The following is a 26,876-nucleotide window of genomic DNA, read 5'->3' on the forward strand; positions in this document are numbered from 1 at the left end:
TGCGCTCAATGCCCAGGTCCGCTGTTCAGCGCCTGGTCCTGTATCCGGTCCACCGCGAGCCGGATCGCTCCACGCCGGACCGCGTCGGCCCCGAGCGTCGAAGCTTCGATCTGCAGCCACGGCGCATAGAGGTACTGGGCGAGCTTCTGCTTCGCGAGCGCGGCCACGTCGGTCAGCGCCGGAGCGATGGCTCCGGAGACCAGGATCCGATCCAGATCGAGCAGGCCGGAGAGCACCACGCAGATCCGCGCCAGCCGGTCCGCGAGCTGGTCGATGATCTCCCGCGCGAGCGGATCCCCCTGCGCCGCCGCAGCGAAGACATGTTCCGAGGTCACCGCCTCGGCAGTCACCTCACCCAGCGGACCGGCAAGCTCTGGGGTCTTCTGCAGGGCCTCTCGGGCGAGGTGGCGGGCCCACCAGCCCAGCCCGTTCGCGGACTCGACGCCGTGCACCAGATCGAGCATGCCGAGCTCGCCGATGCCGCCGCGCGGCTGGTGCAGCAGACGCCCCTCCATCACGATCCCGGCGCCGAGGCGCTCCCCGGAGAGGATCACGGCGAAGGAGTCGTGCAAGGAGCTGGACTGCAGGTCCAGCTCCGCCAGGGCGGCGAGATTGGCGTCATTGTCCACCGCGCAGTCCCAGCCGTGCTCGGCCCCCAGGGAGATCAGCTCGGGGTTCATCAGGCTCCAGAAGGGATTCAGCCCCCTGGGGGAGTGCCCTGACGAGTCCACCGGCGCGGGCACTGCGATGACCAGGCACGCGACGTCGGCGTGGGCGAGCCCGGCCTGCGCCAGGGCCGCGTCGACCGTGTCCAGGATCGTGCGTCGTCGCTCCTGGGCCGGCTGCGGCGGGGCATCGGATCCCTGTGGATTCGACTCTCGGGTGGCGCAGCCGACCTCGACGCCGCGCAGGTTCGCCACCGCCGCGGTGACCTGGTGCAGGCCGGCGTCGACGCCGATCACATGGCAGGCATCTTCACGGAAGGCGTACCGCAGGGCCGGGCGGCCCTTGGTGTACTGACCGGCCTGGCGGGAGTTCTCGGACACCTCCAGCCAGCCCTGCTCGGTGAGCTCTCGGCACAGCGTCAGGATCGTGGCCCGGGTGAGTCCGGTGGCGTGCATCAGCTCCGTGGCGGTGCTGGGCTCGCGGCCCCACATACAGCTCAGCACGCGCTGCGCGTTGAGCTGGCGGATCAGCTGGGAAGAACCAGCCGGCGCAGGAGGACGCGTCTGACTCATGGGTGGCCTGCTTCCGAACTGTCTTGTCGAGGAGGAATCCTCCGCACATTATTGCATCGCTTATATTAAGTCTTTATATTAAAGCGGGATTGGAGTTGCCAGGGTTCGACAGCACATGGCTGCGCGCTCTCCGGGCTCACCCAGGGCGCCGTCCAACGATCTCCTCGCAACCTGGATCCAGGTTGCGAGACCCACCCGAAACAACGAGAGGACGAGAACCCCTTGTCATTCGCCTCCACCGCAGAATCGCCGACAGCAGCCGCCGGACTCGGCAGCGACCCCCAGTGGTGGCGCCAGGCCGCGGTCTACCAGATCTACCCGCGCTCCTTCGCCGATGCCGACGGCAACGGCATCGGAGACCTGCGCGGCATCACCTCGCGGGTGGGGTATCTGCAGGACCTCGGGATCGACGCCGTCTGGCTCAGCCCCTTCTACCCCTCGGCGCTGGCCGACGGCGGCTACGACGTGGACGACTATCGTGACGTCGACCCCAAGATCGGCACGCTGGAAGACTTCGACACCATGATCGACGCGCTGCACCGCGCGGGGATCCGACTGATCGTGGACATCGTGCCCAACCACACCTCGGACCGCCATGAATGGTTCCTCGAGGCGCTGAAGTCGCCGACGGGATCGGCCGCCCGGGAGCGCTACATCTTCCGCGACGGCACCGGCGCAGCGGGAGAGCAGCCGCCGTCGGACTGGACCTCGATCTTCGGCGGGCCCGCCTGGACCAGGATCACCGAACCCGATGGCTCCCCAGGTCAGTGGTTCCTGCACAGCTTCGCGAAGGAACAGCCGGACCTGAACTGGCACAACCGCGAGGTCCACGAGGACTTCCTGCAGACTCTGCGCTTCTGGTCCGACCGCGGCGTGGACGGATTCCGGGTCGACGTCGCACACGGATTGTCCAAGGACCTGCCGGCGAACCTGCCCAGCCAGGCCGAGCTGGACGCCACGCCGAAGGACGGTGCCCACCCCATCTGGGACCGGGACGAGGTCCACGAGATCTACCGCGAATGGCGCGGAGTCTTCAACGAGTACGACCCGCCGAAGATCGGCGTGGCAGAGGCCTGGGTCGATTCGGCCCGCCGGCCGAAGTACGCCTCCGCCGAGGGGCTGGGCCAGGCATTCAACTTCGACCTGCTCGAGGCCAGCTTCGACGCTGCGCAGTTCCGCGAGACGGTGACCTTCAACCTGGAGCTGGCGGCCAAGTCCGGGTCCTCCAGCACCTGGGTGCTCTCGAACCACGACGTGGTGCGCCACGCAACCCGCTACGGACTCCCGCCCAAGGCGCCGCAGGAGGACAAGGCCGGCACTCACTGGCTGCTCACCGCCGGCACCTCTCCGGAGCTGGAAGCCGAGGCCGGGCTGCGCCGGGCCCGGGCCGCCTCGCTGTTCGAGCTTGCGCTGCCCGGCAGCGCCTACCTCTACCAGGGGGAGGAGCTGGGGCTGCACGAGGTCGCCGAGATCCCTGACACCGACCGACAGGACCCGACGTTCTTCCGCAGTCCCGGGTTCAGCGTCGGCCGCGATGGCTGCCGGGTCCCGATGCCCTGGTCCAGTGCAGGGGGGAGCTTAGGGTTCGGTGAGGGCGATGCCCATCTGCCCCAGCCAGAGTGGTTCGCCCGCTACAGCGTGCAGGCGCAGGACACGGTCGAGGACTCGACCCTGAACCTCTACCGGCGTGCGCTGCAGCTGCGCCGCGAGCTGCAGGGCGAGGACGCGCTGGAGTGGATTGAGCTGCCCGGTTCTGAGGTGCTGGCCTTCCGGCGCCCCGGGGGATGGCTCTGTGTGACCAACTTCGACGTCGAGGCGGTCCCGCTGCCCGACGGGGAGGTGCTGGTGAGCTCCCAGCCGCTCGCTGTGGACGTGCTGCCGGGGGAGACCACGGTCTGGCTGCGTGAGCACTGACCTCTCCGGGCATCCCTCGATCGCTGTGCGACAGACGCGTGGGCCCTGAGTCTGCGTTCTGTGCGGCGGTTCCGCTGCGCAGCCCCGATGCGAGGGTCGCCGCCCTTCACCGGTAGCGTGAAAGTCATGGACGCCACCGCCCCGACCTCCCAGACCCGTCGCCCGGGCCTCATGCTCGGTGCCATGCTGCTCGCCGTGACACTCCCGGCCTGTGGCTCGAGTGCCGGGGTGCCGGAAGATGCCTACTCCGAGCAGTCTGATGTCGCTCCCGAGGGGGATGACGCCGGAGATGCCGCCGAGGCAGCTGACGCGGATGCGGAAGGCGGGGCGGATGAAGACTCGACCGGCGCTGCAGACCCAGCGGACGGGGAAGACTCAGCCGACCAGGAAGACTCAGCAGCAGCCGACGCACAGGCCGACGCGCAGGCCAACGCACAGGCCGAGGCCGAGCCGGCCGAGCTCCCCGGTGGGGGCGACACGCTCTTCCCCGACCGGCGCTTCCTCGCCGCCTATGGCGCCCCCGGGATCCCCGCGCTCGGGGTCCTGGGTGAGGGGGAGCCGGAGGACGCCGCCGAGCGGGTGAAGTTCTACGCCGAGCAGTACCAGGAGCACTCCGAGGAGCCGGTCCAGCCGGCCTTCGAGATCATCACCTCCATCGCCACCACCGAGCCCGGGCTGGACGGCAACTACAGCAACGCCCTGGATCCCGAGGTCATCGAGCCCTGGGTGGACCTGGCCGCCGAGGAGGACATCTACGTGGTCCTCGACCTGCAGCCCGGCCACGCCAGCTTCCTGGACCAGGCCCAGAGATATGAGGAGTTCCTGGCCCAGCCCCACGTCGGACTCGCCCTGGACCCCGAATGGCGGCTCAGCGAGGGACAGCGGCACATGGAGCAGATCGGTTCGGTCAGCGCCGAGGAGATCAACGAGGTCGCCGACTGGCTCGCCGGACTGACCGCGGAGCATGAGCTTCCGCAGAAGCTGCTGGTGCTGCACCAGTTCAATCACGCCATGATCTCCAGCCGCGAGGAGATCGACACCTCCCACGAAGAGCTGGCCATCCTGCTCCACGCCGACGGCCACGGCACCCCTCAGATGAAGACCGAGACCTACGAGACCCTGCAGCAGGGTCTCAGCGAAGACATCTGGCTCGGCTGGAAGAACTTCTACGACGAGGACTCACCGACCTTCACCTCGGAGCAGACCTTTGACGTCGACCCCAAACCGTGGTTCGTCTCCTACCAGTGACCCGCATAAACTGACCGGGATTGTTTCCACCCACCTGACCCGGGAGCAGAATGTCCACGCCCGAAACACCGCATCCGCTGGATGAATCCGCCATCGACCATGCTGTGCAGCAGGCCGTCGACGCCTTCGCCGCAGCCCGCGACCTCGACGAGCTCAAGGCCGCTCGGCTCGCGCACACCGGAGACAAGGCACCCCTGGTGCTGGCCAACCGGGCGATCGGATCGCTGGAGAAGACCGAGAAGGCAGCCGCGGGCAAGCTGCTCGGCGGCGCTCGCGGGACGATGCAGAAGGCCCTCGCCGCGCGCACCGAGGTGCTCGAGGTCGAGCACGCGGAGCGGATCCTGGTGGAGGAGACCGTCGACGTCACCGCAGCTCACCGTCGTCGTCCCCTGGGTGCCCGGCACCCGCTCTCGGTGCTGCAGGAGCGGGTCTCGGACGTCTTCATCGCCATGGGCTGGGAGATCGCCGAGGGCCCCGAGGTGGAATCCGAGTGGTTCAACTTCGATGCGCTGAACATCGCGCCGGACCACCCATCCAGAGAGATGCAGGACACCTTCTTCGTGGAGCCCCCCGAGGCCCACCTGGTGCTGCGCACCCACACCTCCCCGGTGCAGATCCGGTCGCTGCTGAGCCGCGAGCTGCCGGTCTACGTGCTCTGCCCCGGCAAGACCTTCCGCACCGACGAGCTCGATGCCACCCACACCCCGGTGTTCCACCAGTTCGAGGGCCTCGCCGTGGACAAGGGCCTCACCATGGCCGATCTCAAAGGCACCCTTGAACACTTCGCCCGGCAGATGTTCGGCCCCGACGCCGCCATCCGGCTGCGCCCGAGCTACTTCCCCTTCACCGAACCCTCCGCGGAGCTCGACGTCTGGCACGCGCAGGCCAAGGGCGGCCCGCGCTGGGTCGAATGGGGCGGCTGCGGCATGATGAACCCCGCCGTGCTGCGCGCCGCCGGGGTGGACCCGGAGGAGTACACCGGCTTCGCCTTCGGCATGGGCATCGAGCGCACCCTGATGTTCCGCAACGGCGTCCCCGACATGCGCGACATGATCGAAGGCGACATCCGCTTCAGCCAGCACTTCGGAATGGAGGTCTGAGACATGCGCATTCCGCTTTCTTGGATACGTGAATACACCCGGTTCCCCGCGTCGGGCACCGCCGAGGACCTGATGGCCGAGCTGGTCAAGGTCGGGCTCGAGGAGGAGGACGTACACCGTCCCACCGATGAGCTGAGCGGCCCGATAGTCGTCGGCGAGGTGCTGGAGAAGATCCCCGAACCCCAGTCCAACGGCAAGACCATCAACTGGTGCCAGGTCCGCGTGGTCCCCGAGGGGGCCGCCCAGACCCTGACCCACGAGGGCATCGACCCCTCGGGCGTCCAGGGCGTCGTCTGCGGCGCGCACAACTTCGAGGTCGGCGACAAGGTCGTGGTGACCCTCCCCGGAGCGGTGCTCCCCGGCGATTTCCGGATCGCCGCGCGCAAGACCTACGGCCACGTCTCCGCCGGCATGATCGCCTCGGTGCGCGAACTCGGCATCGGCGAGGACCACGACGGGATCCTGGTGCTCTCCACCCTCGGGCTCGACCCGGAGCCGGGCACCGACGCCATGGAGCTGCTGGGCCTCTACGACTCCGCCGCGGAGATCAACGTGACCCCCGACCGGGGCTACGCCTTCTCGCTGCGCGGGATCGCCCGCGAGTACTCCCACGCCACCGGCTCGCCGTTCATCGACCCCGCTGCCCAGATCAGCACGGGGAAGATCAACACCGACGACGACGACGCCGCCCGTCCCGGTCACAAGGTCACGCTCACCGATCACACCCCCATCTACGGGGTGGACGGCTGCAGCCGCTTCGTCACGCACAAGGTCACCGGGATCAACCCGGAGGCTCCCACCCCGCCGTGGATGGCCTCCCGGCTGCGCCTGGCCGGAATGCGGTCGATCAGCATCGCCGTGGACGTCTCCAACTACGTGATGCTTGAACTGGGACAGCCCAACCACTGCTACGACGCGGCCAAGCTCGACGGCGGCATCGAGGTCCGCCGCGCCGCGCCCGGCGAGAAGCTCACCACCCTGGACGAGAAGGTCCGCACCCTCAACGCCGAGGACCTGGTGATCACGGATCAGTCCGGCCCCATCGGGATCGCCGGCGTGATGGGCGGAGCCCGCACCGAAGTGGACGCCACCACCTCCACCGTCATCGTCGAAGCCGCGCACTTCGACCCGATCAGCATCAGCCGCAGCAAGCGCCGGCACAAGCTGCCCTCGGAGGCGTCGAAGCGCTTCGAACGCGGCGTGGACCCGCTGCTGCCCCCGCTCGCCGCGCAGCGCGTGGTGGACCTGCTGGTGCAGCTCGCCGGCGGCACCGACACCCGTGAGGTCACCGATGCGGGCGCCCCCGAGCTGCCGCAGCCCATCCGCCTGGACCCGGCCCTGCCGGAGAAGCTCACCGGGGTGCCCTATACCCAGGAGCAGATCAGCTCCACCCTCGGCGCCATCGGCGCCGAGCTCCGCCAGGAGGGGGAGCACCTGCTGGTGACCCCGCCGAGCTGGCGACCAGACCTGACCATCCCCGCCGCCCTGGTGGAGGAGATCGCCAGGCTCGTCGGCTATGACCAGATCCCCTCCCGGCTTCCGGTGCCGCCGGCCGGCCGCGGACTCACCACCTCCCAGCAGCGCCGACGCGGCGTCTACGCCGGGATGGCCGCCGCAGGGTTCACCGAGGTGCTCAGCTACCCCTTCTACTCCGAGGCCGCCAACACCCGCTTCGGGCAGGCCGAGGACACCGGGAAGCCGATGCCCATGCTGCGCCTGGCGAACCCGATCGCCAGCCAGCACCCGGCGCTGCGCACCACCGTGCTTCCCGGGCTGCTCGAGGCGCTGCGCCGCAACGTCTCCCGCGGCTTCACCGACGTCGCCCTCTTCGAAGCCGGAGCGGTCTTCCACCCGAAGTCCCAGCTCGGCTCCGCCGCCATCCCTGACCTGGGGGTCTACCCGGGCGAAGAGGTGCTGGCAGAGCTCGACGCCGGCATCCCCGATCAGCCGCTGCACATCGCGGCCGCGCTCAGCGGCGCCGAGGCGGCCGAGCTGCCTGGTGTGCCGGGGCGCCGTCGTGATTGGGCAGACGCGGTGGACGCCGCGCAGAAGGTCGCTGACCTGCTGCGCGTGCAGCTCGAGGTGGTGCAGGGCCAGCATCAGGCCTTCCACCCCGGCCGCACCGCCGAGATCCGGTTCAACGGAGAGCGCGTCGGCCATGCCGGTGAGCTGCACCCGAAGGTCATCGAGGAGCTGGACCTGCCCGCCCGCACCTCGGTGATGGAGCTCGACCTCTCCGCGCTGATCAACGGCTCCCCGGAACAGATCAGCGCCGAGCCGATCTCCACCTTCCCGCCGACCACCCAGGACGTGTCGCTGATCGTGGCTCACGCGCTTCCGGCCGCCGAGCTCGAGGCCACCCTGACCGAGGGTGCAGGCGAGCTGCTGGAGAACATCGAGCTCTTCGACGTGTACTCCGGTGAGCACATCGAGGCTGGACACAAGTCGCTGGCCTTCGCACTGCGCTTCCGCGCCGAGGACCGCACGCTCACCGCCGAGGAGGCCTCCGAGGCTCGCGCCGGCGCCGTCGCACTGGCGCAGCAGCGCCACAGTGCTGTTCAGAGATAGCAGCGCCGTCCAGCGGCAGCCACAGGCGGTTCGTTCCTGATGTCGCAGATGGTCCGGCAGGCGCTCAGTCTGCCGGGCCATCTCGCTGTGGAGCACCCGAGCCTGGTCCGTCGAGCCACTGGCCGCGGTGCATCACCTCGCGCACCGTCCACGCCTGATCCAGCAGCACCAGGTCCGCACGTCCACCGGGGAGCAGCCTGCCGACGTCGTCGATCCCGATCATCTCTGCGGGGTTGGCGGTGGCGGCCATCAGCGCCTGGGCCGGGGTGATCCCGGCGTTCAGGATGCTGCGGCGCACCGCCTCGGCGAGTGTCACGGCGGAACCCGCGATCGCGCCCAGCGTCCCGTCGGGCTCCACGAGCCGGGCGACGCCGCGCGCGACGTCCACAATCGCAGCGCCCAGGCCGTAGCGGCCCTCCGGTGCGGCAGCGCCGGCCATCGCGTCGGACACCAGGACCAGCCGCCGGGACCCGCCGTTGCGGGCCGCCGAGTGCCAGACGTAGCGGACCATCTCCGGGTCCAGGTGCACCCCATCGTGGATAAGCTCCAGGAAGGCCGTGGGGTCTTCGAGCAGCGCCAGCGCCGGGCCGGGGTCGCGGTGATGCAGCCCCGACATCGCGTTGAACAGATGAGTCGCGGCGCTCGCCCCGGCGGTCAGGGCGGCCCGGGTCTGCGCGCCGTCGGCTCCGGTGTGCCCGATTCCCACCGTCCACCCTGCGGCCCGCAGTCGGGCAGCGGCCCCGGTGGCGCCGGGCAGCTCGGGCGCGAGGGTCACGTATCTGATCAGATCCGCCGCAGCGTGCTCAAGCACCGCCGAGACGGCCGCGGGCGTCGGATCGCTGAGCATGGACGCCTCATGGGCGCCACGGTGGGCGATGCTCAGCCACGGCCCCTCCAGATGGACCCCGGCCAGCTCGTCAGCCTCCACCAGAGGGCGCAGCTGCTCCGCCTGGTCCAGCAGCGTCGGGATCGGCGCACTGACCAGGGAGGCGAGCACGGTGGTGGAGCCCCGCCGGCGGTGCGCCGCCAGGACCGTCCGCGCAGCCCCAGGGCCCTCGGTGAAGGCCGAGCCGCCGCCGCCGTGGGCGTGGACGTCGACGAACCCGGGTGCCAGCACCTGGTCGGTGAGGTGCAGATCCGGGCGCGCAGGGGGGTGGCCGTGGCCGGCGTCGAGGATTCTCCCCTCGGCCAGGCGCAGCCAGTACGGCCCGATGGACCCCTCCGGGGTCAGCGCCGCCTCGGCGAAGAGCAGCCGGGTCACCGAAGGATTCCCGGGGTCAGCACGGTGAGCGCCGCTTATGGCTTCAGCAGCAGCTTGCCGGTGGTCCGGCGGTTCTCCAGGTCATCGTGCGCCCGGCCCGCCTCGGCGAGCGGGTAGCTGGCGCCGATGCTGAGCTTCAGATCGCCGCTGGTCAGTGCGCGGAAGAGTTCTGCGTAGCGCCAGGTGCGCTCCTCGGCGTTGCGCAGGTACCAGTGCGTGGCCGGACGGGTGACGTAGAGCCCGCCGCGGCGGTTGAGCTCCTGCGGATCCAGCGGGGGCACCTGGCCGGAGGCGCCGCCGTAGAGCACGAACATCCCGCGGATCGCCAGGGAGTCCAAGGACCCGAGGTAGGTGTCCTTGCCGACGCCGTCGAAGACGGCGGCCACACCCTCGCCCTTGGTGATCTCGCGAACCCGCTCGGCGAAGTTCTCATAGCCCATCACGTAGTCCGCGCCGGCGGCCTGAGCGATCTGGGCCTTCTCCTCGGTCGAGCAGGTGGTGATCACCCGTGCGCCCTTGGCCTTGAGCAGCTGGGTCAGGATCTGGCCCACCCCTCCGGCACCGGCGTGGGTCAGCACGGTCTCCCCGGGGGAGACCCGGTAGGTGGAGTTGACCAGGTAGTGGGCGGTGATGCCCTGCAGCGGCAGAGCCGCCGCCTGCTCATCGGTGACCTCATCCGGGACGCGCACGGCCTTGCCTGCATCGACCAAGAAGTGCGAGGCGTAGGTGCCGGTGGAGGCCTCCAGGGTTGTGATCCGCTGCCCGACGGAGAGTGACTCCACGCCCTCGCCGACGGCGAGGACACGGCCGGCGCCTTCGGTGCCAGGGGTGAAGGGATACTCCACCGGATACACGCCGCTGCGCTGGTAGGTCTCGATGAAGTTGACCCCTGCTGCGGCAGTCTCCACCAGCACCTGGTTCGGTCCAGGCTCAGGCAGCGGCACCTGAGCCTCGACGAGCACCTCGGGGCCCCCTGCCTGCTCGGCATGCACCACTCGTGCTCTGTCGGGCAGATCTTCTGGGAAAACGCTCTGTTCATTCATGGCGGCAAGCGTACCCAACGCAGGCCCGGAGCGGCGAAGTCGGCGGGCCCGACTTATGCATAAATATTGGAGATGACGCATATATCTGCCTAGACTGCTGGGCATGACCTATTCGATCGCTGTCTCCGGAGCCTCAGGCTACGCCGGGGGAGAAGTCCTGCGGCTGCTGGCCGGCCACCCCGAGGTGGAGATCGGCGCAGTCACCGCACACTCGAGTGCGGGGGAGCGGCTGGGAGCGGTGCAGCCGCACCTGGTCACGCTGGCGGACCGGGTGCTCATCGACACCACCGCGGAGAATCTCGCCGGACACGACGTCGTCTTCCTGGCCCTGCCGCACGGCGCCTCGGCGGAGATCGCCGCCCAGCTCGGCGAGGACACCATCGTGATCGACGCCGCCGCTGACCACCGGCTGGAATCGGCTGCCGCCTGGGAGAAGTTCTACGGCTCCGCCCATCAGGGGACCTGGCCCTACGGGCTGCCCGAGCTGCCCGGACAGCGGGCCAAGCTCGCCGGCGCCCGGCGCATCGCGGTGCCCGGCTGCTACCCCACCACCATCATGCTCGGCCTCGCCCCGGCCCTGGCCGCCGGACTTCTCCAGCCCGATGACATCGTGATCGTCGCGGCCACCGGCAGCTCCGGTGCAGGCAAGGCGCTCAAACCACACCTGCTCAGCGCCGAGGTCATCGGCGGGATGAGCCCCTACGGTGTCGGCGGGGTGCACCGGCACACCCCGGAGATCGAGCAGGGCCTCGGCCACGCGGCCGGTGTTGAAGTCCAGGTCTCCTTCACCCCCACCCTGGCCCCGATGGCCCGCGGCATCCTGGCCACCTCCACCGCGAAGCTCGCCCCCGGCACCACCGAGGCCGCGCTGCGCGCGGCCTACCGCGAGCACTACGACGGCGAGGCCTTCGTCCACCTGCTGCCCGAGGGCCAGTGGCCGGCCACCAAACAGGTGGTGGGCTCCAACCACGTGACGCTGCAGCTGGCGGTGGACGAACACGCCGGGCGCGCCGTCGTCGTCTCGGCCGCGGACAACCTGACCAAGGGCACCGCCGGCGGCGCCGTGCAGTCCATGAACATCGCCCTGGGTCTCCCCGAGACCACCGGGCTCAACCTGCTGGGAGTCTCCCCATGAGTGTCACCGCCGCGACAGGATTCAGCGCCGCAGGCGTCGCCGCCGGGCTGAAGTCCGTCAATGCCCAGGGCGACCCGCCGCGCGACGTCGCGCTGGTGCTCAACCACGGGCCGGACAAGCACGCCGCGGCGGTGTTCACCACCAACCGGGTGGCCGCCGCACCGGTGCTCTGGTCCCAGCAGGCCATCGCCGACGGTCGCGCCGACGCCGTGGTGCTGAACTCCGGCGGCGCCAATGCCTGTACCGGGGCACCGGGCTTCGCCGACACCCACCAGACCGCCGAGGTGGTGGCCGAGAAGCTCCAGGCCACCGGGGCGGACATCTCCGCCGGAGACGTGTTGGTCTGCTCCACCGGACTCATCGGGGTGCGCCTGGACATGCCCGCACTGCTGGGCGGGATCGACGCCGCGGTGGCCCAGCTCGAAACCGCCGACTCCGCCGGGCAGCGGGCGGCGCAGGCGATCATGACCACCGACTCGGTCATGAAGATCTCCACGGCTTCCGCCGTGGACTTCACCGTGGGCGGGATGGCCAAGGGTGCTGGCATGCTCGCCCCCGGAATGGCCACCATGCTCTCGGTGGTCACCACCGACGCCGTCATCGCCCAGCCGGACCTCGACGCGGCGCTGCGCGAAGCGGTCCGGCTCAGCTTCAACCGTGCGGACTCCGATGGCTGCATGTCCACCAATGACACGGTGATCGCCATGGCCTCCGGCGCGCACCCGCAGGCAGACCCCTCCGGGGTGGACCTGGCAGAGTTCCAGGCCGCGCTGAACCAGGTGTGCGAGGACCTCGCGACCCAGCTCATCGCCGACGCCGAGGGCGCCCACCACGAGATCGCGATCACCACGATCAACGCCACCACCGAGGAACAGGCCGAGACCGCCGGGCGCTCCGTGGCCCGCTCCAACCTCTTCAAGACCGCGATCTTCGGACAGGACCCCAACTGGGGCCGGATCCTCTCCGCGGTCGGCACCACCGACGTGGACTTCGACCCCTCCACCATCGACGTCAGCGTCAACGGCGTGTGGATCTGCCGCGCCGGCGGGATCGGCGACGACCGGGAGCTGGTGGACCTGAGCGGCCGCCACGTGAAGGTGGTCATCGATCTGAAGGCCGGTCCGGCCGAGGCGACGATCCTCACCAACGACCTGACCCATGACTATGTGCATGAGAACTCTGCCTACTCCAGCTGAAGAAGGACCCCGATGACCTCCAGCATGAAACCGCGCGACGCCGGGAGCCTGAGCTCCGCCGGTGAGAAGGCCTCCGTCCTGGTCGAGGCGCTGCCCTGGATCCAGAAGTTCGCCGGAGAGACCATCGTGATCAAGTACGGCGGCAACGCCATGATCAACGACGAGCTCCGCCGCGCCTTCGCCGAGGACGTGGTCTTCCTGCGCCACGTCGGGGTCAACCCGGTGGTGGTGCACGGGGGAGGCCCGCAGATCAACGCGATGCTGGAGACCCTCGGCATCGAGTCCGAGTTCCGCGCCGGGCAGCGGGTCACCACCCCCGAAGCCATGGACGTGGTCCGGATGGTGCTCACCGGGCAGGTCGGGCGCGAGCTCATCGGACTGATCAACAGCCACGGCCCCTACGCGGTGGGCCTCTCCGGCGAGGACGCCGCGCTGCTGCGCGCCACCCGCACCACCGTGGAGATCGACGGCGAGACCGTGGACCTCGGCCTCGTCGGCGAGGTCAGCGGGGTCAACCCCGATGCGATCACCGACCTGCTCGCCGCCGGGCGGATCCCGGTGATCTCGACCATCGCCCCTGAGTTCGACTCCACCGCCGCCGACGCCGCTCCCACCGGCGAGGTGCTCAACGTCAACGCCGATCTCGCGGCGGCCGCCGTCGCCTCGGCGCTCGGTGCGGCCAAGCTGGTGATGCTCACCGATGTGGAGGGCCTCTACGCCAACTGGCCGGACAAGTCCTCGCTGATCTCCTCACTCAGCGCCACCGACCTGCGTGCCATGCTGCCCAGCCTGGAATCGGGGATGATCCCGAAGATGACAGCGGCGCTGAAGGCCGTGGAGGCCGGCGTCCCACGTGCCCACGTGGTCGATGGCCGGGCGCCGCATTCGATGCTCCTGGAGATCGTCACCACCGAGGGCGTCGGCACCCAGATCGTTCCCGACGGGGAGGCCCTATGAGCCAGCAGAACACGCCCGAGCCGAACACCGCTGACCCCAGCACCGCCGATCTCAGCAGCGCCGATCTCAGCAGCGCCGACCTCAACAGCGCCGCGCTCGCCGTCGAGGACGGTGATCAGCTGCTGGCCCGGTACACCGAGTCGCTGCTCGGGGTCTTCGGGACCCCGCAGCGGGTGCTGGTCCGCGGCTCAGGCGCCACCGTCTTCGACGCCGACGGCCGGGAGTACCTCGACCTGCTCGGCGGCATCGCGGTCAACGCCCTGGGCCACGCCCACCCGCTGATCACCAGCGTGGTCTCCGCCCAGCTGAGCACCCTGGGGCACATCTCGAACTTCTTCACCAGCCCCACCCAGATCGCGCTCGCCGAGAAGCTGCGGCACCTCGCCCAGGCACCCGCCGGCTCCAAGGCGTTCTTCACCAACTCCGGCGCCGAGGCCAACGAGGCCGCGTTCAAGCTTGCACGCCGCCATGGCGGCAGCGAACGGCCCCGGATCATCGCCCTGGAGCACGGCTTCCACGGACGCACCATGGGTGCGCTGGCGATGACCCACAAGCCCAGCTATCGCGAACCCTTCGAGCCCCTGCCCGGCGGAGTCGAATGGGTCCCGGCCGGAGACGCCGAGGCGCTGCGCGCGGTGGTGGATGAGACCGTGGCCGCCGTGATCATCGAACCCGTCCAGGGCGAGGCCGGAGTCCACGGCCACCCGGCCGGATACCTGGAGGCGGCACGCGAGATCACCCGCGCCGCCGGGGCGCTGCTGATCTTCGACGAGGTGCAGACCGGCATCGGCCGCACCGGCTCCTGGTTCGCCTCCGCGCCGGCAGATTCGACCCCGGTGCTCCCGGACGCGATGACCCTGGCCAAGGGCCTCGGCGGCGGGTTCCCGATCGGGGCGATGCTCACCTTCGGGGAACACCCCAGCTCGCTGCTGAACCCCGGCCAGCACGGCACCACCTTCGGCGGAAACCCCGCCGCCACCGCGGCCGCCCTGGCCACCCTGCACGTCATCGAGTCCACCGACCTGCTCCGCCATGTCCGGGAGGTCAGCGCCTACACGGCCAGCCGGCTCGCCGCGCTGGACTTCGTCACCGAAGTGCGCGCACACGGGCTGCTGATCGGATTCGACCTCGCGGCCGCACCGGGTGAGCCGCTGGCCCCCGCGATGGTCGCCGCGGCACTGGAGGCCGGGTTCATCATCAACGCCACCGGCCCTTCGACGCTGCGCCTGGCCCCGCCGCTGATCATCACCGCGGAGCAGATCCAGCTGTTCATCGACGCCCTTCCCGAGATCCACCGCAGGAGCACCTCATGACCGTCCGTCACTTCCTCACCGACCTGGACCTCAGCCCCGTCGAGCTGGACCAGGTGCTGACCCTCGCCGGACATATGAAGGCCAACCCCTATGCGATCAAGGCACTGGCCGGCCCGCAGACGGCCGCGGTGTTCTTCGACAAGACCTCCACCCGGACCCGCTTCTCCTTCGTCGCCGGGATCTCCGCGCTCGGCGGCGCCCCGCTGGTGGTGAACCCCGGCGAGTCCCAGCTCGGGCACAAGGAGACCATCGCCGACACCGCCCGGGTGCTCGACCGCATGGTCAGCCTGATCATCTGGCGCACCTACGCCCAGTCAGGCCTGGAGGAGATGGCCCAGCACAGCGCGGTCCCGGTCATCAACGCGCTCTCCGACGACTACCATCCCTGCCAGCTGCTCGCCGATCTGCTGACCCTGCGCGAACACCTCGGCACCACCCAGGGCCGCTCCCTGGCCTACCTTGGAGACGCGGCGAACAACATGGCGAACTCCTACCTGCTCGCCGGGGTCAACGCCGGCATGGACGTGCGCATCGCCGGCCCCGAAGGCTTCCTGCCCGAGCAGCACATCATCGACGCCGCACAGGCCCGCGCCGCGCAGACCGGCGGCAAGGTGCTGATCACCACCGATCCGGTCCAGGCGCTGGACGGCGCCGACGCGGTGGCCACCGACACCTGGGTCTCCATGGGGCAGGAGGAGGAGAAGCAGCAGCGGCTCCAGCTCTTCGGGGACTACCGGGTCGACGCCGCCGCCATGGCCCACGCCGCGCCGGGCGCCGTCGTCCTGCACTGTCTCCCGGCCTACCGCGGGGTGGAGATCAGCGCCGAGGTCATCGACGGGCCGCAATCGGTGGTCTGGGACGAGGCGGAGAACCGGCTGCACGCGCAGAAGGCGCTGATGGCCTGGCTGCTGGTGCGCTCCGGGCTGGCCGACGAACAGACCGCGGAACTGGTCCGCGCGGGGGAGCGCTGAGATGTCGCCGACCACCAAGACCGCCCGGCACGCGAAGATCCGCGAGCTGATCTCGCGCTCCCAGGTCCGCTCTCAGGCCGAGCTCGCCGAACGCCTCGCCGACGCCGGCGTCACGGTCACGCAGGGGACGCTCTCGCGTGACCTGGTCGAGATCGGAGCCGCCCGGGTGCGCGGAGTCCAGGGCGGGCTGATCTACGCGGTGCCCTCCGACGGCCACGACCGTGAGCTGCAGGCCGACCAGACCGAGGCGACGACGACGGCGCGGCTGATCGCGCTGTGCAAGGACCTCTTGGTCTCTGCCGAGCCCAGCGCGAACCTGGTCATCCTGCGCACCCCTCCCGGAGCGGCGCAGTTCCTGGCCAGCGCGGTGGACCACGCCGGGATCCCGGAGGTCCTGGGGTGCATCGCCGGAGACGACACGATCATGGTGGTCACCACCGAGCCGGACGGGGGAGCGGCGGTCGCGCGGCGCTTCACCGGCTTCGCCGAGGGCCGCAGCTGAGGCAGCCTCGGGCGGAGGCGCAGCGCCGGTCGGCGGCACAGGGGCCCCTCGGCTGCTCGGCCTGAGAGGGGCGACTCAGCGCTGGTGGCTGTCCAGGATGGCGCGCATCGAGTCCAGGCCGAAGATCTCGGCCACCGCGTAGGCGCTCTGCCGCCCCAGGCGGGGGTCTGAGCCGGCGTCGAGCAGCGCCTTCGTGGCCGGTACGTTCTGTCGGAACACCGCGCAGCCCAGAGCGGTCTGACCTTGATCGTTGATCCGGTCCACATCGGCGCCGCGGGCCAGGAGGCCTTCGGCCTGCTCGGTGTGGTCGTTGTAGACGGAGAGGATGAGCAGCGTGTCACCCTTCTCGTTGCTCAGGTTCACCGGCAGGCCGCGATCCACGAGGTCAAGCAGCTCCTCGGTCTTGCCCGCCCGGGCGACGCCGAACATCGAGGCCAGGAACTCCATCTGCTCCTCGGTCAGCTCAGGCGCCCCGCCTGTGGAAGGCTGCTGGTTCGCCGGGAGATCGGCCGAGTGCTGGGAGTCCTGTGACATGGCCGCAAGTCTATCTGAGACAGGGCCGGCGACCTGATCCGCTGGGGGCGCGGAGAGGATAACCTGACGGGGACCCCGAACCTCACCGACACGTTTATGCAGACCTGCGAATAATTATGTAGGCTGTCGTCGAGCCAAAGTTCCGTTCCCCAAGGAGATTCGTTGTGACTGATCGTATTGTTCTCGCCTATTCCGGCGGCCTCGACACCTCTGTGGCCATCGGCTGGATCGCCGAAGCCACAGGCCAGGAGGTCGTCGCCGTCGCCGTCGACGTCGGCCAGGGCGGTGAATCACTGGAGACGGTGCGTCAGCGCGCCCTGGACTGCGGCGCCGTGGAGGCCTATGTCGCCGACGCCCGTGACGAGTTCGCCGATCAGTACTGCATGCCCACGCTGAAGGCCAACGGCCTCTACATGGACTCCTACCCGCTGGTCTCCGCGATCTCTCGTCCGGTGATCACCAAGCACCTGGTCGCCGCCGCCCAGCAGTTCGGCGCCACCACGGTGGCCCACGGCTGCACCGGCAAGGGCAACGACCAGGTCCGCTTCGAGGTCGGCATCCAGACCCTGGGCCCGGAGCTCAAGTGCATCGCCCCGGTCCGCGACCTCGCCCTGACCCGCGAGCTGGCCATCGAATACGCCGAGAAGCACAACCTGCCGATCGAGACCACCAAGAAGAACCCCTTCTCGATCGACCAGAACGTCTGGGGCCGCGCCGTGGAGACCGGCTTCCTGGAAGACATCTGGAACGGACCCACCAAGGACGTCTACGAGTACACCGAGGACCCCTCCTTCCCGCCCTCAGCCGACGTCGTCACCATCACCTTCGACCAGGGCGTCCCGGTGGCCCTCGACGGACAGACCGTGACCGCGCTCGAGGCCATCGAGCAGCTCAACCGCCGCGCCGGTGCGCAGGGCGTGGGCCGGATCGACATCGTCGAGGACCGCCTGGTGGGGATCAAGTCCCGCGAGATCTACGAGGCCCCCGGCGCGATGGCGCTGATCGCCGCGCACCGCGAGCTCGAGAACATCACCCTGGAGCGCGAGCAGGCCCGGTTCAAGAAGACGGTGGACCAGCGCTGGACCGAGCTGGTCTATGACGGCCAGTGGTTCTCCCCGCTCAAGCGCAACCTCGACGCCTTCATCGACGAGACCCAGAAGTACGTCTCCGGCGAGATCCGGCTCGAGCTGCACGGCGGCCGCGCCACCGTGCAGGGCCGCCGCTCCGAGACCAGCCTGTATGACTTCAACCTGGCCACCTACGACGCCGGCGACGCCTTCGATCAGTCCAGCGCCCGCGGATTCATCGACATCTTCGGCCTGTCCTCCAAGGTGGCCTCCCAGCGCGAGCAGCGCATCCACGGCAAGCCGGACTTCTCCGGCCTCGGCAACCTGGACCGCTGAGCATGAACCCGGAGAGCACCAAGCACGGCACCAACGAGGGCGCGCTCTGGGGCGGAAGGTTCGCCTCAGGGCCGGCAGATGCGCTGGCCGCGCTGAGCAAGTCCACGCACTTCGACTTCCGGCTGGCCCGCTATGACATCGCCGGATCCCGCGCGCACGCCAGGGTGCTGCACCGCACCGGTCTGCTTGATGACGTCGAGCTGCACGGGATGCTTTCTGCCCTCGACCAGCTCGAGGCCGACGTGCTCTCCGGGGACTTCACTCCGGCGCAGAGCGACGAAGACGTGCACGGGGCGCTGGAGCGCGGACTGCTTGCCCGCGCCGGCGAGGACCTGGGCGGGAAGCTGCGCGCCGGACGCTCGCGCAACGACCAGATCGCCACCATGGGGCGGATGTTCCTGCGTGATCATGCCCGGGTCATCGGCGCCGGGGTGCTCGGCACCATCGAGGCGCTGATCACTCAGGCCGAGGCCCACCCGAATGCGCCGATGCCGGGCCGGACGCATCTGCAGCATGCGCAGCCGGTGCTGCTGAGTCACCACCTGTTGGCCCACGCCTGGGCGCTGCTGCGTGATCTGCAGCGGATCGTGGACTGGGACCGGCGGGCGGCCACCTCGCCCTACGGCTCCGGCGCCCTGGCCGGATCCTCGCTGGGTCTGGACCCGCAGCGCGTGGCCGAGGAGCTCGGCTTCGGCCAGGCGGCCTGGAACTCCATCGACGGCACCGCGGCGCGCGATGTCTACGCGGAGTTCTCCTGGGTCAGCGCCATGATCGGCGTGGATCTCTCCCGGATCAGCGAGGAGATCATCTTCTGGGCCACCAAGGAGGCCGGCTTCGTCACCCTCGATGATGCCTTCTCCACCGGCAGCTCGATCATGCCGCAGAAGAAGAACCCCGACGTGGCCGAGCTCGCCCGCGGCAAGTCCGGTCGCCTCATCGGTGACCTGACCGGGCTGCTGGCCACGCTCAAGGGCCTGCCGCTGGCCTATAACCGGGACCTGCAGGAGGACAAGGAGCCGCTCTTCGACGCGGTGGACACCCTGGAGCTGCTGCTTCCGGCGGTCTCCGGGATGATCGCCACCCTGGTCTTCCACACCGACCGGATGGCCGAGCTGGCCCCGCGCGGCTTCGCACTCGCCACCGACATCGCCGAATGGCTGGTCCGCCAGGGCGTGCCCTTCCGAGTGGCACATGAGCTCTCCGGCGAAGCCGTCCGGGTGGCTGAAGCGCGCGACGTCGAACTCTGGGACCTCACCGACGAAGAGCTCAGCGGCATCTCTGTCCAGCTGACTCCGGCGGTGCGTGAGGTGCTGACCACCTTCGGATCGCTGAACTCACGATCCTCCCGCGGCGGCACGGCGCCGTCAGCGGTGGCCGAGCAGCTCGAGGAGCTCACGCTGCAGCTGAGCCCGATCAAGGAGTTCATCCGCTCCGCGGGCAGCAATGTCGGTCCAGACAGCGTCAGCTGAGCTGTTCGCTGAACCGGGCGCTGGAGTGAACCCCACATGACCCAGGCCGCTTCGAGGCGGCGCAGAGCCGTCCCGGCCGTCCTGGCCGGGGCGGCTCTGCTTGCGCTCACCGGATGCGCCGAGCCTCGGCAGGCCCCGGGCCTGGAGTACCCCAGCGCCCCCGCTCAGCGGCTCCCCGAAGCGGCCGCGCCCGCCGAGGCCCCCGCGCCCGGGCAGCCATGGGCCCCCATCGCCGGGCTCGCCGACGAGCAGTGGCTCGAGGCGGTGGCGGACCGCACCGGCATCCCGCAGCGCGCCCTCGCCGCCTACACCGGAGCGGCCCTGCTGGTGGAGCAGACCCGACCCGAATGCGGACTGGGCTGGAACACCCTGGCCGGCATCGGGCAGGTCGAATCCCAGCACGGCACCTACGCGGACGCCCAGGTTCAGCCAGACGGTCAGGTCGCCCCCGCCATCATCGGCATCCCGCTGGACGGATCCCCGGGCCTGGCCGAGATCCCCGACACCGACGGCGGCGCACTGGACGGGGACGCCGAGTGGGACCGGGCGGTGGGGCCGATGCAGTTCATCCCGGCCACCTGGGAGCTCTACGCCCAGGACGGCTCACGCAGCGGAGCCTCAGATCCGCATCAGTTCGACGACGCCGCGCTCACCGCCGCCGTCTACCTGTGCGAGAGCGGGGAAGACCTGACCAGTGACGAGGGCTGGGTGGACGCCGTCGTCGCCTATAACCAGTCGATGGAGTACGTCAACGACGTCGCCGCCCACGCCCAGGACTATGTCAGCCCTGACGGGCCTTCAGCCGCGGATTCTTCTTATTGATCACGTAGGTGCGCCCCCGGCGTCGCACCACCTGTGATCCCGGCTTGTTCTTCAATGCACGCAGTGAATTGCGGACCTTCATTATGACCTCCTAGTGAGAATGAGTAGCATTAGCGTTAACAATACTCGAAGGGAGTCGGCGATGACGATGTCAGGCGAGGTGCCAGCTGTGCAGGTGGTCGCGGTGATGGGGGCCTGCGGTCCTGAGCGGAAGGACTTCGCCGCAGCACTGGCCCAGCGGCGCGGCGCCGTGCTGCTGCAGGCTGATCGCCTCGCGACGGATGAGACGGCGCTGGATTCTGCGCTGCGGCTGCTGCGGCTCGTGCCCGACAGGCCCGAGCTGGTGGTCGAGTATCCACTGGCCAGCGCCATCACCGAGGTCATCGGCTCGCTGACGGCGTCAGACGGGCTGAGCGGTCTGGACCGTGACCACAGGCCGCAGCCCCAGCTCACCGAGGTCATCTGTGTCGTGGATGCCGCTCACCTGCTCGACGACCTCGCATCCGATGACTACGTGGTGCTCGAGGCTGACCAGCACGGGAGGCACCCGGGGGAGCTGGCCTACGTCTGCCGCGCCGAAGTCATCGTCAAGCAGATCGAATATGCCTCCACGGTCATGATGGTGAACTGGCGCCTGATCGACCCGGGTGAGCTGGCCATTCTGGTGGCGCTGGTGGCCCACCTGAGTCCGCACGCGCAGGTGCGGTTCAGCGGAGATCCTGGGGCTCGGACTCTGCGTTCGAAGGTGCCCGGCTATTCGGGGGAGGAGTCCCGTGCCGGTTGGACCTGCCTCTTGAACGGCGACTTCCAGCCACGCCATCGGCACGCCCGCGTCTCGGCCTTCCGCTACGAACAGCTCCGCCCCTTCCACCCCGGCCGCCTCAAACAGCTGTTGGATCTGCGCGTCGAGGTCGAGGAGTTCGGCCGCGTGATCCGCTCCGCAGGATTCGCCCGGCTCGCCACCCGAGGCCACATCACCGCGCAGTGGGAGCACATCGGGCAGATCATCTCGCTGGCTCCGCTGGTCTTCGATCATCAGCTCGAGGACCCCGAGGAGATGCTCGCCTTCGGTCAGGACATCGCCTTCATCGGGATGGACCTCGACGCCGAAGGACTCACAGCGGCCTTGGACGAGGCCACGCTCACCGATGTCGAGCTCACCGACGGTCCGCAGCTCTGGCGCACCTTCAGCGACCCCTTCCCGGTCTGGGAGTCGGTCACCGAGGCCGAAGACTGAGCCGAGCACCAGCCCGGGACCAGGTCTGCCATCATGGGCAGATGGACTCTGCGCGACTGAACGCCCTCTTCGACGCCCACGCCACCGAGCTGGCTCCGGCGCTGCTGGGCTGTGAGCTCACCGTGCTGACGGAGGGCGGGTCCGTGCGGGTGCGGCTGACGGAGGTCGAGGCCTACGGGGACCAGGGCGAGGATCCTGGCGCGCACAGCTACAACGGCAAGACCGCTCGCAATGCGGCGCTCTTCGGACCTCCCCGGCACACCTACGTCTACCTCAACTACGGGATCCACCGCTGCCTGAACTTCGCCTGCGCCGACGAGGGCACCGCGGGAGGCGTGCTGCTGCGCGCCGGCGAGGTCCTTGCCGGCCGTGAGCTGGCGATCGAGCGCCGCGGCGGCCGCGACACCGGAGCGAAGCTGCTCTCAGGGCCCGGCCGGCTGGGCCAGGGACTGGGCATCACCCTGCCGATGGACGCGCTGCCCGTGCACCTGAGGAACTCCGCCGCCAGCGCTGACCCCGCACGGTTCACCCTGACCCCGCCCGCCGAGCCGGTGAACCCCGAGCAGATCCGCAGCGGCGCGCGCGTCGGAGTCTCCGGAGCCGGCGGCAGCATCGGCTATCCCTGGCGCTACTGGCTCGACGCCGACCCCACGGTCTCGGCCTACCGCCCCGGACGCAATGTTCCTGCGGAGGTCAGCCCCTGACCCGGCTGGAATCTCGACAGATTCGGTTCAGCGGAATAGAGGTATGCTTGGTGGTCAGCAAATTCGCGACGGAGAGCTGCGCTGCTTGATGAGTGATTCACAGTCCTCGGCCACGGCCGAGATCATGCCTGAAGACAACGACGTTCCGGTGCCCGGCCTCGAAGCCGGAGTGGAGGAGGAGCGCGAGTACGTCGGCGTGCTCTACTCCCGGCTCGATGAGCTCCGCGCGGAGAAAGAGGTCCAGCTCGCCAAGGTGCGCCGGGTCGGCTCCAGCGGCACCATGCAGAACGCCTCCGAGCGCGACGCCTTCGCCGCGATGTACGAGGACCGGCTCGCGCAGCTCAATGCGGTCGACGATCGGCTGGTCTTCGGCCGCCTCGATCACGACTCGGGAGAGTGCCGCTATATCGGGCGCATCGGACTGACCTCCGCGAGTCACCAGCGGCTGATGCTGGACTGGCGCGCCCCCGAGGCCGGCGTCTTCTACCAGGCGACCGCCTTCGAACGCCAAGGCGTGCGCCGTCGTCGACATCTGATGCTCAAGCGCCGTGAGGTGCACGGGGTGGAGGACGACATCCTCGACGCGACCATGTTGGAGGAGGCCAGCCACAACCATGGCGACGGCGCCCTGCTGGCCGCGCTGACCGCACGACGCACCGGGCAGATGGGCGACATCGTCGCGACCATCCAGTCCGAGCAGGACCGCATCATCCGCGCCGAGCTGCCCGGCGTCATGGTGGTCCAGGGCGGACCCGGCACCGGCAAGACCGCCGTGGCGCTGCACCGTGCGGCCTACCTGCTCTACAGCCACCGCGACCGGCTGAAGTCCGCCGGCGTGCTGATCGTGGGCCCGAACTCCACCTTCATGTCCTATATCGACCGGGTGCTGCCCTCCCTGGGTGAGACCGGTGTGGTGCTGTCCTCCCTCTCAGAGCTCTTCCCCGGGGTGCGCGGCACCGAGGAGAGGGACTCGCGGGTCGAAGAGATCAAGGGACGCCTGGACTGGGTCCAGATCATCGACGCCGCCGTCACCCACCGCCAGCGCACCCTCCCGGATGTCCGCGACGTCACCGTCGACGGCACCCGCGTCGGGGTCACCCCGAAGATGGTCAATCGGGCCCTCGAGCGGGCCCGCGCCACCGGCAAGCCTTATAACGAGGCGCGCACCACCTTCGTCAAGGTTCTGGTCAAGGAGATCGCCGAGAAGCTCGAACGGATCATCGAGAAGCGCTCCGAGGGCAATGACGCCGACCGGTCCTACCTGCTCGAAGACGTCCGCACCGCTCGCGACGTCCGGGTGCTGCTGAACCTGTGCTGGATGCCGCGCAGCCCGCAGGGACTGCTCGAAGATCTCTACGCCAAGCCGAAGTACCTGGCCGACGTCGCGCCCGAGCTCACCGCTGCGGAGCGGGACCTGCTGCAGCGCCAGCCCGGCAGCCCGTTCACGAGTGCAGATGTTCCGCTGCTGGATGAGGCCGCAGAGCTGCTGGGCACCCTGGATGAATCGGCCGGGCGCGAGGCCGCACGACAGAAGGCCGCTGCGGCGCGCTCGTTGGACAACGCCCAGCGCGCAGTGGAGAACGCCACCCCGCAGCTCGAGGAGATGGGCATCGAAGGGTTCCTCGACGCCCAGGCAGTGGTGGACATGAACGCCGAGTCCGGCCCCCGGCTGACCGCGGCCGAACGCGCCCAGGTGGACCGCAGCTGGACCTACGGCCACGTGGTGGTCGATGAGGCGCAGGAGCTCTCGCCGATGCAGTGGCACGTGCTGATGCGCCGCTGCCCGCTGAAGTCCTTCACCATCGTCGGTGACATCGCCCAGGGCTCCTCGCCGTCGGCCGCGTCGAGCTGGCAGGAGGCCATGGCGCCCTTCGTTGGAAAGCGGATGCGCGTGGAGGAGCTCACGGTCAACTACCGCACTCCCGGCACCATCGTGGAACTCGCCGAGCGGGTCGCCCAGGCCAATGGGCTCCAGACCACCTCGCTGCGCACCGTGCGCGAAGGTGACTACCCGCCGGTGATCGAGAAGGTCCAGGCCGATCAGCTCATCACCGCCGCCACCGCCGCGGTGCGCGCAGAACATGAGCGAGTGGGGGAGGGGCTCGTCGCGGCGATCGTGCCGCAGCGGCTGCTCGCCGCCGCCCGCCGCGCACTGGTGACCGAGTTCGGTCCACGCGTGGGTAGGGGTGCCGGTTCATTGACCGAGGACATCCTGGCGCTCTCCGCCGACGAGGCCAAGGGCCTGGAGTTCGACGCCGTGGTGCTGATCGAGCCGGCAGAGATCCTTGAGGAGACCGCCGGACGGGTGGGCAGCCTCTACGTCGCCCTCACCCGACCCACCCATGCGCTGCACGTCCTGGCCGCCCGGGAACTCCCGGCCGGGTTCTGACCGATTCTGCCGGGTTCTGACGGACCAGGCCCGAGATGATTGGTAACGTACCTGCTGTGACCCAGATGAGCCTCGAATCCACGAACCCGGCGCTGGCCGCTCAGCGCAACGACGACAGCTTCGAGTCGCTCTGGCAGGAGCTGAACTGGCGGGGACTCGTCCATGTCTCCACCGATGCAGACGCGCTGGAGCAGGCGCTCTCGGGTGAGCCCATCGTCTATTACTGCGGCTTCGACCCCACGGCGGCCTCCCTGCACCTGGGCCACCTGGTGCAGCTTCTGACCATGCGCCGCATCCAGCTGGCAGGGCACAAGCCGCTGGCGCTGGTGGGCGGTTCCACCGGTCTGATCGGAGATCCGAGGCCGTCGAGCGAACGCACGCTGAACACCCCAGAGGTCGTCTCCGGCTGGGTGGATTCCCTGCAGCAGCAGATCAAGCACTACATCTCCTTCGACGGGGAGAGTGCGGCCACCATGGTGAACAACCTGGACTGGACCGAAGGTGTGAGCGCGATCGAGTTCCTGCGTGACATCGGGAAGTACTTCCGTGTGGGCACGATGATCAAGAAGGACATCGTGGCCAAGCGGCTGAACTCCGATGAGGGCATCTCCTACACCGAGTTCAGCTACCAGATCCTGCAGGGTTTCGACTACCTGCAGCTCTTCCGCCAGTACCACTGCACGCTGCAGTTCGGCGGCTCGGATCAGTGGGGCAACCTGACCTCCGGCACCGAGCTGGTCCGCCGCGCCGAAGGTGCCCAGGTGCACGCACTGGGCACACCTCTGATCACCAACTCCGACGGCACCAAGTTCGGCAAGTCCGAGGGCAACGCCATCTGGCTCGAGCCGCAGCTGTGCTCGCCCTATGCCTTCTACCAGTTCTGGCTCAACCAGTCCGACGCCGATGTGATCGACAGGCTCAAGGTCTTCACCTTCCGGACCCGGGAAGAGATCGCCGAGCTTGAGCGCTCGGTGCAGGATGCACCCTTCAAGCGAGAGGCCCAGCGAGCACTCGCCTGGGACGTGACCTCCCTGGTGCATGGCGAAGATGCCACAAGGAAGGTGATCGACGCTTCCGGTGCGATCTTCGGCAAGGGGGAGCTGACCCTGATCGATGAGCCCACCCTGCAGGCGGTGGCCTCCGAGCTTCCCCATGCACACGTGCCTGCCGGGGAAGCGACTGCAGTCCGACTGCTGGTGGACACCGGCCTGGTCAAGTCCAATGGAGAGGCACGTCGGGCGATCAGCGACGGCGGCGCCTACGTCAACAACGAGAAGATCACCGATGCCGATGCGCCGGTGGACGCCTCGATGTGGCTGCACGAGAAGTTCCTGCTGGTCCGGCGCGGCAAGAAGAACCTCGCGCTGGTCCATCGGGGATGAGTCCGGGTTCGATGTGAAAACCGCCAGGTCACGGGGATCCAGGGGTGTGATGCAGGTCGCACTGGTTTTGGTTTGCGGACTCGGCGGGGCGTGTGTAAAGTTCTATCTCGTGCTCAAGGGGGCACGGCGGGAAGCTGAGGCGGACCGCGAAGATCCCCGGATTTGATAACCACATAGCTTCTCCCCACACAGGATCTGTTCCTTGTTGCGGTGCGCTGGCCTTCTGGGCTGGTCATCGGCTCAAGCGATGTGTTCCCGGGGGGTTCGAGACCACGGTTTGTGTGGTGTTCATGCAGAGTTGACCTCGAGTTGACGAAGGCGAACACCGCGACGTAGAGTTGAGAACCGCGCAGACGACGAGTTCGAGTCGTTCGCAGCGAGTATTCGCTGGGAATGATTCATTCGAAGTCGGGTCAGGACGGCGGAAACGCTGAATTGACGAAGCGGGAGCTTGTTGGTAAGCTTACAAAGTTGCTTCGGAGCGATTCAG

The 26,876-nt window shown here is 69.1% G+C and carries 22 protein-coding genes; 17 read left to right on the plus strand and 5 right to left on the minus strand.

From position 1 onward, the window contains the following. Positions 1–5: 5 nt before the first annotated feature. Positions 6–1,238 carry an ROK family protein gene (locus LTI14_RS11915; protein WP_241471129.1) on the minus strand — a complete coding sequence of 411 codons (1,233 nt, stop codon included), beginning with the start codon at positions 1,236–1,238 and terminating at the stop codon, positions 6–8. Positions 1,239–1,460: 222 nt separating this feature from the next. Between LTI14_RS11915 and LTI14_RS11920 the strand changes: the two genes are divergently transcribed. From LTI14_RS11920 to pheT, 4 genes are all read left to right on the plus strand, one after another. Further along, entirely contained in the window at positions 1,461–3,152 is a 1,692-nt protein-coding gene (locus LTI14_RS11920; RefSeq protein WP_241476653.1) for a glycoside hydrolase family 13 protein, read from the plus strand. Positions 3,153–3,278: 126 nt separating this feature from the next. After that, positions 3,279–4,400 (plus strand): hypothetical protein, encoded by a 1,122-nt coding sequence (locus LTI14_RS11925; RefSeq protein WP_241476655.1) that lies wholly within the window; start codon positions 3,279–3,281, stop codon positions 4,398–4,400. A gap of 50 nt (positions 4,401–4,450) precedes the next feature. Next, the gene (pheS, locus tag LTI14_RS11930) at positions 4,451–5,500 is read left to right on the plus strand and encodes a phenylalanine--tRNA ligase subunit alpha (RefSeq protein WP_241466278.1); all 1,050 of its coding nucleotides are present in this window, start codon (positions 4,451–4,453) and stop codon (positions 5,498–5,500) included. A 3-nt stretch (positions 5,501–5,503) separates the two neighbouring features. Next, entirely contained in the window at positions 5,504–8,068 is a 2,565-nt protein-coding gene (gene pheT, locus LTI14_RS11935) for a phenylalanine--tRNA ligase subunit beta (protein ID WP_241476657.1), read from the plus strand. A gap of 64 nt (positions 8,069–8,132) precedes the next feature. Here the strand turns inward: pheT and LTI14_RS11940 are convergent, their stop codons facing one another. Together LTI14_RS11940 and LTI14_RS11945 are read right to left on the minus strand one after the other, a co-directional pair. Next, positions 8,133–9,329: an N-acetylglucosamine-6-phosphate deacetylase gene (locus LTI14_RS11940; protein WP_241476658.1), complete on the minus strand. Its 1,197-nt coding sequence runs from the start codon at positions 9,327–9,329 to the stop codon at positions 8,133–8,135. Between the two features lie 35 nt (positions 9,330–9,364). Beyond that, positions 9,365–10,372, minus strand: coding sequence for a quinone oxidoreductase family protein (locus LTI14_RS11945; RefSeq protein ID WP_241471134.1), 1,008 nt, complete (start codon positions 10,370–10,372; stop codon positions 9,365–9,367). 103 nt (positions 10,373–10,475) lie between these two features. Between LTI14_RS11945 and argC the strand changes: the two genes are divergently transcribed. The 6 genes from argC to LTI14_RS11975 are packed head-to-tail and all read left to right on the plus strand — an operon-like array spanning position 10,476 to position 16,446. Next, positions 10,476–11,507, plus strand: coding sequence for an N-acetyl-gamma-glutamyl-phosphate reductase (gene argC / locus LTI14_RS11950; RefSeq protein ID WP_241476660.1), 1,032 nt, complete (start codon positions 10,476–10,478; stop codon positions 11,505–11,507). Further along, positions 11,504–12,703, plus strand: a complete 1,200-nt coding sequence (argJ, locus tag LTI14_RS11955) for a bifunctional glutamate N-acetyltransferase/amino-acid acetyltransferase ArgJ (protein ID WP_241476662.1) — start codon at positions 11,504–11,506, stop codon at positions 12,701–12,703. Before argC ends, argJ begins: the two co-directional genes overlap by 4 nt. A 12-nt stretch (positions 12,704–12,715) precedes the next feature. Beyond that, positions 12,716–13,660: an acetylglutamate kinase gene (argB, locus tag LTI14_RS11960; RefSeq protein ID WP_241466284.1), complete on the plus strand. Its 945-nt coding sequence runs from the start codon at positions 12,716–12,718 to the stop codon at positions 13,658–13,660. Continuing rightward, entirely contained in the window at positions 13,657–14,973 is a 1,317-nt protein-coding gene (locus LTI14_RS11965; protein ID WP_241476663.1) for an acetylornithine transaminase, read from the plus strand. Before argB ends, LTI14_RS11965 begins: the two co-directional genes overlap by 4 nt. Then, complete coding sequence (argF, locus tag LTI14_RS11970) at positions 14,970–15,944, plus strand: ornithine carbamoyltransferase (RefSeq protein ID WP_241471138.1); 975 nt, start codon at positions 14,970–14,972, stop codon at positions 15,942–15,944. The genes LTI14_RS11965 and argF overlap by 4 nt, the downstream gene beginning before the upstream one ends. A gap of 1 nt (position 15,945) precedes the next feature. Continuing rightward, entirely contained in the window at positions 15,946–16,446 is a 501-nt protein-coding gene (locus LTI14_RS11975) for an arginine repressor (RefSeq protein WP_241466287.1), read from the plus strand. A 75-nt stretch (positions 16,447–16,521) separates the two neighbouring features. Here the strand turns inward: LTI14_RS11975 and LTI14_RS11980 are convergent, their stop codons facing one another. Next, on the minus strand, positions 16,522–16,980 hold the full coding sequence (locus LTI14_RS11980) for an ankyrin repeat domain-containing protein (protein WP_241466288.1): 459 nt from the start codon (positions 16,978–16,980) through the stop codon (positions 16,522–16,524). 164 nt (positions 16,981–17,144) lie between these two features. Between LTI14_RS11980 and LTI14_RS11985 the strand changes: the two genes are divergently transcribed. The 3 genes from LTI14_RS11985 to LTI14_RS11995 are packed head-to-tail and all read left to right on the plus strand — an operon-like array spanning position 17,145 to position 20,674. Beyond that, positions 17,145–18,383 carry an argininosuccinate synthase gene (locus LTI14_RS11985; protein ID WP_241466289.1) on the plus strand — a complete coding sequence of 413 codons (1,239 nt, stop codon included), beginning with the start codon at positions 17,145–17,147 and terminating at the stop codon, positions 18,381–18,383. Between the two features lie 2 nt (positions 18,384–18,385). Next, a complete protein-coding gene (argH, locus tag LTI14_RS11990) occupies positions 18,386–19,852 on the plus strand; it encodes an argininosuccinate lyase (RefSeq protein WP_241471139.1) in 1,467 nt (488 codons plus the stop codon). A 36-nt stretch (positions 19,853–19,888) separates the two neighbouring features. Beyond that, positions 19,889–20,674: a lytic transglycosylase domain-containing protein gene (locus tag LTI14_RS11995; RefSeq protein ID WP_241471140.1), complete on the plus strand. Its 786-nt coding sequence runs from the start codon at positions 19,889–19,891 to the stop codon at positions 20,672–20,674. Here LTI14_RS11995 and ykgO read toward each other — a convergent pair. Beyond that, complete coding sequence (ykgO, locus tag LTI14_RS12000; RefSeq protein WP_084479720.1) at positions 20,634–20,756, minus strand: type B 50S ribosomal protein L36; 123 nt, start codon at positions 20,754–20,756, stop codon at positions 20,634–20,636. The genes LTI14_RS11995 and ykgO overlap by 41 nt on opposite strands. Positions 20,757–20,816: 60 nt before the next feature. Between ykgO and LTI14_RS12005 the strand changes: the two genes are divergently transcribed. From LTI14_RS12005 to tyrS, 4 genes are all read left to right on the plus strand, one after another. Next, positions 20,817–21,911, plus strand: a complete 1,095-nt coding sequence (locus tag LTI14_RS12005) for a GTP-binding protein (protein WP_241476664.1) — start codon at positions 20,817–20,819, stop codon at positions 21,909–21,911. Positions 21,912–21,952: 41 nt separating this feature from the next. Then, a complete protein-coding gene (locus LTI14_RS12010) occupies positions 21,953–22,615 on the plus strand; it encodes a DNA-3-methyladenine glycosylase (RefSeq protein WP_241466293.1) in 663 nt (220 codons plus the stop codon). A gap of 124 nt (positions 22,616–22,739) precedes the next feature. Next, entirely contained in the window at positions 22,740–25,004 is a 2,265-nt protein-coding gene (locus LTI14_RS12015; RefSeq protein ID WP_241476667.1) for a HelD family protein, read from the plus strand. Between the two features lie 65 nt (positions 25,005–25,069). Next, positions 25,070–26,386 (plus strand): tyrosine--tRNA ligase, encoded by a 1,317-nt coding sequence (gene tyrS, locus LTI14_RS12020; RefSeq protein ID WP_241471144.1) that lies wholly within the window; start codon positions 25,070–25,072, stop codon positions 26,384–26,386. Positions 26,387–26,876 lie beyond the last annotated feature (490 nt).

The sequence above is a fragment of the Nesterenkonia sp. YGD6 genome (genome assembly GCF_022565895.1).
Classification (GTDB): domain Bacteria; phylum Actinomycetota; class Actinomycetes; order Actinomycetales; family Micrococcaceae; genus Nesterenkonia.

Excerpts from the sequence above, each read along its gene's own strand:
- LTI14_RS11915 (WP_241471129.1), bottom strand. The coding sequence starts at position 1,238 with ATGAGTCAGACGCGTCCTCCTGCGCCGGCTGGTTCTTCCCAGCTGATC.
- LTI14_RS11925 (WP_241476655.1), top strand. The coding sequence starts at position 3,279 with ATGGACGCCACCGCCCCGACCTCCCAGACCCGTCGCCCGGGCCTCATG.
- pheS (WP_241466278.1), top strand. The coding sequence starts at position 4,451 with ATGTCCACGCCCGAAACACCGCATCCGCTGGATGAATCCGCCATCGAC.
- pheT (WP_241476657.1), top strand. The coding sequence starts at position 5,504 with ATGCGCATTCCGCTTTCTTGGATACGTGAATACACCCGGTTCCCCGCG.
- LTI14_RS11945 (WP_241471134.1), bottom strand. The coding sequence starts at position 10,372 with ATGAATGAACAGAGCGTTTTCCCAGAAGATCTGCCCGACAGAGCACGA.
- argC (WP_241476660.1), top strand. The coding sequence starts at position 10,476 with ATGACCTATTCGATCGCTGTCTCCGGAGCCTCAGGCTACGCCGGGGGA.
- argJ (WP_241476662.1), top strand. The coding sequence starts at position 11,504 with ATGAGTGTCACCGCCGCGACAGGATTCAGCGCCGCAGGCGTCGCCGCC.
- argB (WP_241466284.1), top strand. The coding sequence starts at position 12,716 with ATGACCTCCAGCATGAAACCGCGCGACGCCGGGAGCCTGAGCTCCGCC.
- LTI14_RS11965 (WP_241476663.1), top strand. The coding sequence starts at position 13,657 with ATGAGCCAGCAGAACACGCCCGAGCCGAACACCGCTGACCCCAGCACC.
- argF (WP_241471138.1), top strand. The coding sequence starts at position 14,970 with ATGACCGTCCGTCACTTCCTCACCGACCTGGACCTCAGCCCCGTCGAG.
- LTI14_RS11975 (WP_241466287.1), top strand. The coding sequence starts at position 15,946 with ATGTCGCCGACCACCAAGACCGCCCGGCACGCGAAGATCCGCGAGCTG.
- LTI14_RS11980 (WP_241466288.1), bottom strand. The coding sequence starts at position 16,980 with ATGTCACAGGACTCCCAGCACTCGGCCGATCTCCCGGCGAACCAGCAG.
- argH (WP_241471139.1), top strand. The coding sequence starts at position 18,386 with ATGAACCCGGAGAGCACCAAGCACGGCACCAACGAGGGCGCGCTCTGG.
- LTI14_RS11995 (WP_241471140.1), top strand. The coding sequence starts at position 19,889 with ATGACCCAGGCCGCTTCGAGGCGGCGCAGAGCCGTCCCGGCCGTCCTG.
- ykgO (WP_084479720.1), bottom strand. The coding sequence starts at position 20,756 with ATGAAGGTCCGCAATTCACTGCGTGCATTGAAGAACAAGCCGGGATCA.
- LTI14_RS12005 (WP_241476664.1), top strand. The coding sequence starts at position 20,817 with ATGACGATGTCAGGCGAGGTGCCAGCTGTGCAGGTGGTCGCGGTGATG.
- LTI14_RS12010 (WP_241466293.1), top strand. The coding sequence starts at position 21,953 with ATGGACTCTGCGCGACTGAACGCCCTCTTCGACGCCCACGCCACCGAG.
- LTI14_RS12015 (WP_241476667.1), top strand. The coding sequence starts at position 22,740 with ATGCCTGAAGACAACGACGTTCCGGTGCCCGGCCTCGAAGCCGGAGTG.
- tyrS (WP_241471144.1), top strand. The coding sequence starts at position 25,070 with ATGAGCCTCGAATCCACGAACCCGGCGCTGGCCGCTCAGCGCAACGAC.